Below are 6,099 nucleotides of genomic sequence, written 5' to 3'. Positions count from 1 at the left end.
CCGTGGGAGCGTTGCCGCCTCTGGAAAAAATGGCTTGATGAAAACCATCAAGACAGTTGCTCCCACAATGATTGAGCCGTGATTCGAGATTTAACCCGAACCCCCCACACCTTGCGTCTGACCTTGTGAACGGATCATTCATTCACGAGGTTCAGCCCATGTCCCGTCCTCTGCTCTTCCTGCGTCCTGCTGCCCAGGGCTTTGCCGTTACCTTGCTGGTGGCGCTCGCCGGTTGTGGGCTGTCTACATCCAGTGATGTGTCGACGCCTGTCGAGCCCGCACCCGTCGCTGAGCTGCAAAACGCGCCGGCCCAGGGCGCGATGGTCAAGCGCATGGCGATGCCTGCACCCATGCGTATGCAGGAGTCGGCTGTGATGGAGTACCGCAGCGAGCCCCGCGAACAGTACGAAAACCTGCCGGACAACCCGGTGCATCGCGTGGCTGAAACGCCCGTGTCCACCTTCAGCGCTGACGTCGACACCGGCAGCTACGCCAACGTAAGGCGTTTCCTAAACCAAGGCAGCCTGCCGCCCGAAGGCGCTGTGCGACTGGAGGAAATGGTCAATTACTTCCCCTACAGTTATGCGCTGCCCACCGATGGCTCGCCCTTTGGCGTGACCACCGAAGTGGCCGCCACCCCCTGGAACCCGCGCACTCAATTGCTGCGTATCGGCATCAAGGCCTCCGACCGTGCGGTAGCGCAACTGGCGCCGGCTAACCTGGTGTTCCTGGTGGACGTGTCCGGCTCCATGGACCGCCGCGAAGGCTTGCCGCTGGTAAAAAGCACCCTGAAATTGCTGGTGGATCAGTTGCGTGAACAGGACCGTGTTTCGCTGGTGGTCTATGCCGGTGAATCCCGCGTGGTGCTCAAGCCCACCTCGGGTCGCGACAAGGTGAAGATCCGCAATGCAATCGACCAACTGACTGCGGGTGGCTCCACAGCCGGCGCATCCGGCATCGAACTGGCCTACCAGATGGCCCGCGAAGGCTTTATCGACAAGGGCATCAACCGCATCCTGCTGGCCACCGACGGTGACTTCAACGTGGGCATCAGTGACTTCGACAGCCTTAAGCAAATGGCCGTCGAGCAGCGCAAAACTGGCGTGTCCCTGACCACCCTGGGTTTTGGCGTGGATAACTACAACGAACACCTGATGGAGCAACTGGCCGACGCGGGCGACGGTAACTACGCCTACATCGACAACCTGCGCGAAGCCCGCAAGGTGTTGGTCGACCAACTCAGCTCGACCCTGGCCGTGGTCGCGCGGGATGTGAAATTGCAGGTGGAGTTCAACCCCGCGCGTGTCAGCGAATATCGCCTGCTTGGCTATGAAAACCGTGCCCTGAAGCGTGAGGATTTCAACAACGACAAGGTCGACGCCGGTGAAATCGGTGCAGGGCACACGGTAACCGCGTTGTACGAGATTGTGCCGAAGGGCGAGAAGGGTTGGTTGGAGCCGTTACGCTACGCCGCTGCGCCTGCAGGCGAGGGTAAGTCCGGTGAGCTGGCGATGTTGCGTGTGCGCTACAAGCCCGCTGCGGGCGGTGAAAGCCAGTTGATCGAACGTCCTGTCAGCAACGAATCCACCAAGGCCAGCGACGACCTGCGCTTCGCGGCGGCCGTGGCCGCGTTCGCCCAACAGCTCAAGGGCGATGGCCGCTACACTGGCAGCATGAGCCTGCAAGACACCGCCGCGCTGGCCCGCTCGGCCCGAGGCGATGACCCGTTCGGGCTGCGCAGCGAGTTTGTGCAGCTGGTAGAGCTGGCGCAGGGCCTCAAACACTGATCGCGCATGCAACGACGACCCAATGTGGGAGCTGGCTTGCCTGCGATGCAAGCGACTCGGTCCATCAGTTACACCGAGTTGATGCCATCGCAGGCAAGCCAGCTCCCACACTTAGATCGGCTTTGACTTTCAGAAAGGAGTTCGCCACTTACATGGCCGTATCAGATGCTTCACCCAGCGACGAATCGCTGCTGGCCCGCTACCGAACCGGTGACGCTGCCGCGTTCGAAGCGCTGTATGCGCGGCATCGCCAGGGCCTGTACCGCTTCCTCGTGTCCCTGAGCAACAAGACCGAACTGGCCGAGGAAATCTACCAGGAGACCTGGCTCAGCCTGATCCGCAGCGCCACCCAGCCACAAGGCCGGGCGAGTTTTCGCACATGGCTGTTCCAGATAGCCCGCAACCGGCTCATCGACCATTGGCGCAAGCACGGCATCCACAACCCGCTGCACGACAGCTACGACGAGCAACTGCACGCGCAGCCCGACGACAGCGCCGGCCCCGAACAGCAATTGAGCCTGAGCCGCGACCAGGCGCGGCTCGACGCCGCGCTGCAAGCCCTGCCCGAAGACCAGCGCGAAGTCTTCCTGCTGCGCCTGCACGGCGACCTCGAAGTGCCGCAAATCGCCGCCCTCACCGGCGCCCCGCTGGAAACCGTAAAAAGCCGCCTGCGTTACGCCCAGCAGAAACTGCGCCGCCTGCTGGCCGAGGAGATACCCGCATGACCGACTCCCGACACACCCCGGATCCTGACGACGTGCTCATCCAGCACCTGCGTCAACACAGCACCGGCGAACCGCCAGCGTCCCTCGACGCCTTCATCCTCACCACCGCCCGCCACGAAGCCCCGGCGCCGCAGCCGAGCCTGTGGCAGCGTTGGCTGCAAGCCTGCCAACGTCCGCGCTGGCAGATGGCGTTTGCCACCGTGGCCGGTTTAGCGCTCATGATCGGCGTAGTGACGCGCTCCCCCGTGCCGCAACCTGAAATGTCCACGGCAACCTTCTCCGCCCTTCATGAGGAAGCTCCACGCCCGGCCCCGCCCGCGATGTCCGCGCCCGCACCGATGGCCCGAATGGCCGTCGCGCCTCAGGCAGAGCGTGCGCAAGTCATAGGCTCGATGGCGGATGAGTCGAGCGCCAAGCTCAGCAAGCGCGCACCGGTGGCGTTGCCTTCGTTGGAGGAGGGGTTGCGGGAGATTGTGAGGTTGCGTGAGGCTGGGGAAAGTAGAGCGGCGGATGAGAAGTTGCTGGATTTGTACAAGCGATTTCCACAGGAGGATTTGCCTGCACGATTGGAGGCGTTGCAGGCGCCTAAATAGAATATCGCCCGTGAGCCTCCGGATGTCGCGTCAGTGCGAACCGGAGGCCTCACGCAACGCATTGTGAGCGCGATCAGCTATGCAGTCATGGTCGTACAAATACAATTGGCTGGGCTCCCACCTCAAGGCATGCATGCATATAGCCACTTAGCAGCCAAAAAGCTTGCAGAACATGTTGGGATGCTTTTCCGATCAATATCTTTTTCATTTCGTCTTCTAAATAGCGCAATGAGTAGTTTGGGATGACAATTCCAACTTCATACAAGGCGGTTGGGTTAGACGCGGCATCATCAAATATATCGTCCAGCTTATCGGCGTTTAAATTGACGGGGCGGCGTAGCCGGTTTATCTCTCCCTTCGTAGGTAGTACGCAATATTGGGTTAACCATTTATCCCTACGAGGCGCGAATTCATGGTCTTGCTTTGTCACTCGGAGCCTGGATAGGTTTTTGAGTGCTTGGCCGACGACTTCTTGAAGTTTTGAAGCGCTGGAGGTGTCATTGGAACTCATCGGTAATAGTTTTTTAGGGAGGAGTGAAGGCGCCCCTGAATGTGGGCTGCTTTTTGTTGCACTTATTCGTGCTGTTTTATCCTTTTCTAGCTGCTGCACCTTCGCATGCAGCCAACGAATTCGAGTGGGGTTTTCAGAAATCTCAATGTAATCGCACCACTCTCGTGTATCGTCATCACATATTAAAATTGAATCTTTATCAGTTATATCGTGGTCTGTTTCAATTATGTGGAAAGAACTTGTTGTCTCGAAGTGTGTCGCCGTAGGTAGCACTTCGCCTTTCTCAGAAGTGATCGATTCAAGTGCTTTAATAGGTTTGAATATGTGGATTAATTGCGCGACGGCTAGCGTCGTATTCGCGCTGGCATAGGCGCCCTCTGAGCAATAAAGTGCCTGTCCTTTGTCAAAGACTACTCTGAAAGATTTATGTTTGTTGAGCAGGTCCATAACAGATTTTGGTTGCTCGCCTGCTTCGCCTAAGTGTAGAAAGCCAGTGAAAGTTGGTAGCTTTATTTTACATGTTTTGCTTGTTACTCTGAGCTCCAATAGTGCATCTGAGAAGGGGAATACCGGTGTGACAGATTTGAATATCACAATTTCTTCATTGCTACCGCTAGGGATTTTATCCCCGTTTGTTTTGTAAGCCTGGGGGCTCAGTTCAATGGGTTCGCTGAAGTACTCTAATAGTTCCTCAATGTCGGGAATGATATGTCTAGGTTTTGTGGATTTTGGCTGTGACCACGTTGTCCCGTTTAAGTTGTTGTAGTTTTTAATTAGTTCGGCAAGATCGTTTTTTTCAATCCAAACGCTTGAGGGCGTTTTTTTATGAAGGTCCAAGAGGGGTTGAGCCATTTGGGAAAGAAAATCAGATGGTATGATCACTGTGTTTCGAGTTCGCGCGAAACCGGCACTTCGTTCACATGCCCACTGCATTACATCTGAAAATGCCATACGTGATGAGCCTGATCTGACGCTTTGCCTATGCGGCGAAACGGATACTGTCCGGCTTCCGCTTGAAGGGGGAGCGGCAAGAATCATCGGCCCCGCTATCGTTCGGTGGAGGCCTAGGCTTGAAGTTGTTGTGCCTACATTATAAGCATCAATTCTTTTCCTACGAATTTCCCCGCGCGACGAAGCCATCATTTGCATTGTTAATTGCTCAATGCGTGGGGTTTCATTATTTTGAGTCTCTAAGAATTGAGCTAAAAATGCCGGCGTGTCTATGGGGTCAGCGGTAATCCCACATTCAAGAGGGTCTTCAGTTAACTCGCGTTGTATGTATAGATATATGCTTTCTTCCCCTGTGTTTTTATTCGCTACCTTCAGTTGACTAATTAGTAGTACCGCCACTCTGATTTCGGATAGGTCTGGATATGCAAGACTTCTTCTCATTAGTGTTTTGATGAGTATGTTTGTCTTTGCGCTGACGTCAAATTCTTTAATCGTATGGGTGAATACACCCGACCATTCTTCTTCTGAGGATTTGAAGTCGCTTTTTGGAGGGGTTTGTGCTTCAAGGCTTATTTTTATTTTCGCTACACACTGATTAATCTTATTTTGAGCGATGAGTTTGGATAGCCGATAAAATTTTCCAGATTTACTTAGCTTAATGGGGGGTGGTTTGGGGGTTGACGAAGGCTGGCCGACAGAAGGATTTATAGGCATGAGGGATCTTCCGTGATGGTGTTTTGATATCAGGGTTAGCGAGATTGTAGTCAAGTTCTCGCTGTCATGGGAATGCGATATCTGGTTGAGTGTCGGTTTGTTTCCATTCGTGGGGTTCGATGGTTTTTCTATTCAGTTACCCACAAAAAAGCCCCAGGTCTCTCGACCTGAGGCTTTTTCATTTCATATCTGGTGCCCGGCGGGATTCGAACCCACGACCCCTGCCTTCGGAGTCCTAAAAGTCGACATTTAGAATCAATACGTTAGCGCGGATTAGCTGGGAAATCAAAGGGTTGTGTTAGCTGGAGTTAGCGGGTTTTCGCCCCGGTTAGTGGGGTGAGTGTGGCAAATTTGTGGCATTTGGAGGTTGCTACTGTCATTCGGTAGCAGGAGTAGGTGTGAGACTTGAAGTCGACGATGATTATCACATACTGATATATTCGACTATAAACACATCTCGGGACTGAACATGAAGCGGTGCATCGTTGGTATTCATCGACCAGATGGCGCGGATCCTCATCGATCGGGGAGCGAGACGCCGCAGATTTGGTTCAGTTCGTTGGCGTCGCTTGCTGCTGTGCTCTCAGACGACAACCGACGTTTGCTGCGCTTAATCCATGAGAAGCATCCGAAGTCATTAACAGAGCTGGCTGAGCTCAGCGGCCGCAAGGTCCCGAATCTGTCACGTACCTTGCGTCTGATGGCGGATTACGGTCTGGTCTCGTTGCAGCGCAATGTCCGGGATGTCCAACCGACCGTACTGGCGATCGAGTACTTGGTAGTGTTGGATTGATGGGCATGAACATGAAAGGGAGCAC

Annotated in this window: 5 protein-coding genes; 4 read left to right on the top strand and 1 reads right to left on the bottom strand. The window is 54.9% G+C overall.

Annotated features, from left to right (window positions below):
- Positions 1 to 158: 158 nt before the first annotated feature.
- From JBO08_RS26315 to JBO08_RS26305, 3 genes are all read left to right on the top strand, one after another.
- Complete coding sequence (locus tag JBO08_RS26315) at positions 159 to 1,787, top strand: VWA domain-containing protein (RefSeq protein WP_220075166.1); 1,629 nt, start codon at positions 159 to 161, stop codon at positions 1,785 to 1,787.
- Between the two features lie 152 nt (positions 1,788 to 1,939).
- Positions 1,940 to 2,512, top strand: coding sequence for an RNA polymerase sigma factor (locus JBO08_RS26310; protein WP_220075167.1), 573 nt, complete (start codon positions 1,940 to 1,942; stop codon positions 2,510 to 2,512).
- Positions 2,509 to 3,105, top strand: a complete 597-nt coding sequence (locus JBO08_RS26305; protein WP_220075168.1) for a hypothetical protein — start codon at positions 2,509 to 2,511, stop codon at positions 3,103 to 3,105. Before JBO08_RS26310 ends, JBO08_RS26305 begins: the two co-directional genes overlap by 4 nt.
- Positions 3,106 to 3,190: 85 nt before the next feature.
- Here the strand turns inward: JBO08_RS26305 and JBO08_RS26300 are convergent, their stop codons facing one another.
- Positions 3,191 to 5,281: a hypothetical protein gene (locus JBO08_RS26300; RefSeq protein ID WP_220075169.1), complete on the bottom strand. Its 2,091-nt coding sequence runs from the start codon at positions 5,279 to 5,281 to the stop codon at positions 3,191 to 3,193.
- 469 nt (positions 5,282 to 5,750) lie between these two features.
- On the opposite strand from JBO08_RS26300, the gene JBO08_RS26295 reads away from it, so the two are divergent.
- A complete protein-coding gene (locus JBO08_RS26295; protein WP_220075170.1) occupies positions 5,751 to 6,074 on the top strand; it encodes a helix-turn-helix domain-containing protein in 324 nt (107 codons plus the stop codon).
- The last annotated feature ends 25 nt before the right edge of the window (positions 6,075 to 6,099 follow it).

It is taken from the genome of Pseudomonas sp. LAP_36, from assembly GCF_019456785.1.
GTDB lineage: Bacteria > Pseudomonadota > Gammaproteobacteria > Pseudomonadales > Pseudomonadaceae > Aquipseudomonas > Aquipseudomonas tritici.
Note: the sequence above shows the minus strand (reverse complement) of the source record. Positions and strands in the feature narration are given on the sequence as shown.